This window comes from Streptomyces hygroscopicus subsp. hygroscopicus (assembly GCF_001553455.1).
Taxonomy (GTDB): domain Bacteria; phylum Actinomycetota; class Actinomycetes; order Streptomycetales; family Streptomycetaceae; genus Streptomyces; species Streptomyces hygroscopicus.
In genome coordinates this window covers 1-2,641 of record NZ_BBOX01000628.1, presented here as the reverse complement: position 1 = coordinate 2,641, position 2,641 = coordinate 1, and the positions used below count along the sequence as shown (strand labels likewise).

Genomic DNA, 2,641 nt, shown 5'->3' with positions numbered 1-2,641 from the left:
GGACGACACACCGGCCCGGCGCGGACGCTCACCGTCCGGCCACTCCACCGCCTCGGTCAGCAGCCGCACCCCTGCGCCGTCCCACTCCACATGGGGTGTCAGCTCCTCGGCGTGAAGGGTGGCCGGGAGCAGTTCGTGGCGCAGGGCCATCACCATCTTGATCACACCGGCCACACCCGCCGCACCCTGGGTGTGGCCGATGTTGGACTTCAGCGAACCGAGCCACAGCGGCCGGTCCTCCGGCCGGTCCCGGCCGTAGGTGGCGATCAGCGCATCGGCCTCAATGGGGTCGCCGAGCGTGGTGCCGGTGCCATGTGCCTCCACCGCGTCCACCTCGGACGGGGCGAGCCGGGCGCTGGCGAGCGCCTGGCGGATCACCCGCTGTTGCGAGGGGCCGTTGGGCGCGGTGAATCCGTTGCTGGCGCCGTCCTGGTTGACCGCCGAGCCCCGGATCAGGGCGAGCACCTGGTGGCCGTTGCGCCGGGCATCGGACAGCCGCTCCAGCAGCAGGAGCCCGACGCCTTCGCCCCATCCCGTTCCGTCGGCGCTCGCCGAGAACGCCTTGCACCGCCCGTCCGGGGACAGCCCCCGCTGCCGGGAGAAACCGGTGAACACCTCGGGGGTGGTCATCACCGTCACCCCGCCGGCCAGGGCCAGCGTGCACTCCTCCTGCCGCAGTGCCTGGCAGGCCAGGTGGATCGCGACCAGGGACGACGAGCACGCGGTCTCCACGGTGACGGCCGGTCCCTCCAGGCCGAGGGTGTAGGACACCCGGCCGGACAGCAGGCTCGGGGCGTTGCCCGCGTATCCCTCGGATCCCTTCTGCGGCAGGTCGCCCGTCGTGGTCCCGCCGGTGGTCGCCGTACCGGCGTAGACACCCGTCCGGGAGCCTTTCAGGGACACCGGGTCGATACCCGCTCGTTCGCACGCCTCCCAGGCGGTTTCCAGCAGCAGTCGCTGCTGCGGGCTGGTGGCGAGCGCCTCGCGCGGGCTGATGCCGAAGAATTGGGGGTCGAATCGGTCGGCGTCGTAGAGGAAGCCGCCCCGGCGGACGTAGGTGGTGCCGGGGTGGTCCGGGTCCGGGTGATAGAGGCCGTCGAGGTCCCAGCCCCGGTCGGTGGGGAAGTCCCCGATCGCGTCCACGCCCTCGGCGACCAGTCGCCACAGGGCCTCGGGGGTGTCCGCCCCGCCCGGGAAGCGGCAGGCGATGCTCACGACCGCGATCGGCTCCTGGTATCGCTCCTCCACCTCGCGCAGACGCAGGCGCGTATCGTGCAGATCCGCGGAAACGCGCTTGAGATACTCGACCAGCTTCTCTTCGTTCACGTTCACCATGAGGTTTCACCCGGCCCTCAGCGGTCGTCGCACCCGGCACATTCAGGACACACCCAGTTCGTTGTCGATGAAGTCGAGAACCTGGGCCGCGGACGCGGACTCCAGCCTCTCCGCGGCGGTCATCTGTTCCTCCGCCGGTTTGCGTGTCGCCTTCCACTTCGCCAGCAGGCTTTCGAGCCGTGCCGTGACCGCGCCCGAATCACCGGCTTCCAGCTCGAGGCCGGTCAAGGTGGCTTCGAGCCTGGCCAGTTCGTTGAGGACCGGATCGGCGCCGTCCCGGCCCGGTGCGGCGCCGACCGCCGGGGCGATGCGCTCCAGCAGGTAGTCGGCGAGCACGGCCGCCTCCGGATGGTCGAAGACGAGGGCGGCGGGCAGCCGCAGTCCGGTGGCGGCGGCGAGCCGGTTGCGCAGTTCGACGGCGGTCAGCGAGTCGAAGCCCAGCTCCTTGAAGCTGGTGTCGGCCTGTACCGCTTCGGTGTCGGCGTGCCCGAGCACGGCGGCCACCTGGTCACGGACCAGCCGCAGCACTGCGCGGTGCTGTTCCGCGGCGGACAGCCCCGCCAGCCGATCGGCCCAGTCGTCCGGCCGTGCCCCGGCTGCCGCCGCGGTGCGCCGCGCCGCCGTGCCACCGGTGCCGGTGGCCGTGGCGGCGAGGGCGCGGAGGACCGAGGGGAGGCTTTCGGTGGGCTGGGCGGCCAGGAGGCGTGTGTTCATGTCCGCCGCGACCAGTTGGTGGCCACCGTGTTCGGTGGCCGCGTCGAGCAGTCGCAGCGCGTGGTCGCCGGCCATCGCGGTGACGCCGGAGCGGGACATCCGGGCCAGGTCCGCTTCGGCGAGGTTGCCCGTCATCTCGCTGGACTCGGCCCACAGGCCCCACGCCACCGACACCGCCGGCAGGCCCAGGGCCCGGCGGTGGGCGGCGAGGGCGTCGCAGAAGGCGTTGGCCGCCGCGTAGTTGGCCTGTCCGGGGCTGCCCATGACCCCGGCGGCCGACGAGAACAGCACGAACGCGCCCAGCCTCAGATGGGCGGTCGCGGTGTGCAGATGCGCCGCGGCGGTGGCCTTCGCCGCCCAGACCCGCGCCAGCCGCTCGGGGGTCTGGGCGGTGACGACCGCGTCGTCCACCACACCCGCGGCGTGGATCACGCCGGTCAGCGGATGCCGCGGATCGACGCCGGCCACCAGATCGGCGACGGCTGCCGCGTCGGTGACATCGGCGGCGACGATCCGTACCCGCGCGCCCCGGGCGGTCAGCCGGGTGGCGAGGTCCTGGGCGCCCGGCGCGTCCGGACCCCGGCGGCTGACC

General features: G+C 73.0%; 2 protein-coding genes. Both read right to left on the bottom strand.

All coding sequences use genetic code 11. The features are described from left to right. A partial coding sequence (locus AXW62_RS39470; protein WP_174556489.1) for a type I polyketide synthase occupies positions 1–1,335 on the bottom strand: 1,335 nt, incomplete at its 3' end. A gap of 42 nt (positions 1,336–1,377) precedes the next feature. Next, a partial coding sequence (locus AXW62_RS39465) for a beta-ketoacyl reductase (protein WP_159061115.1) occupies positions 1,378–2,641 on the bottom strand: 1,264 nt, incomplete at its 5' end.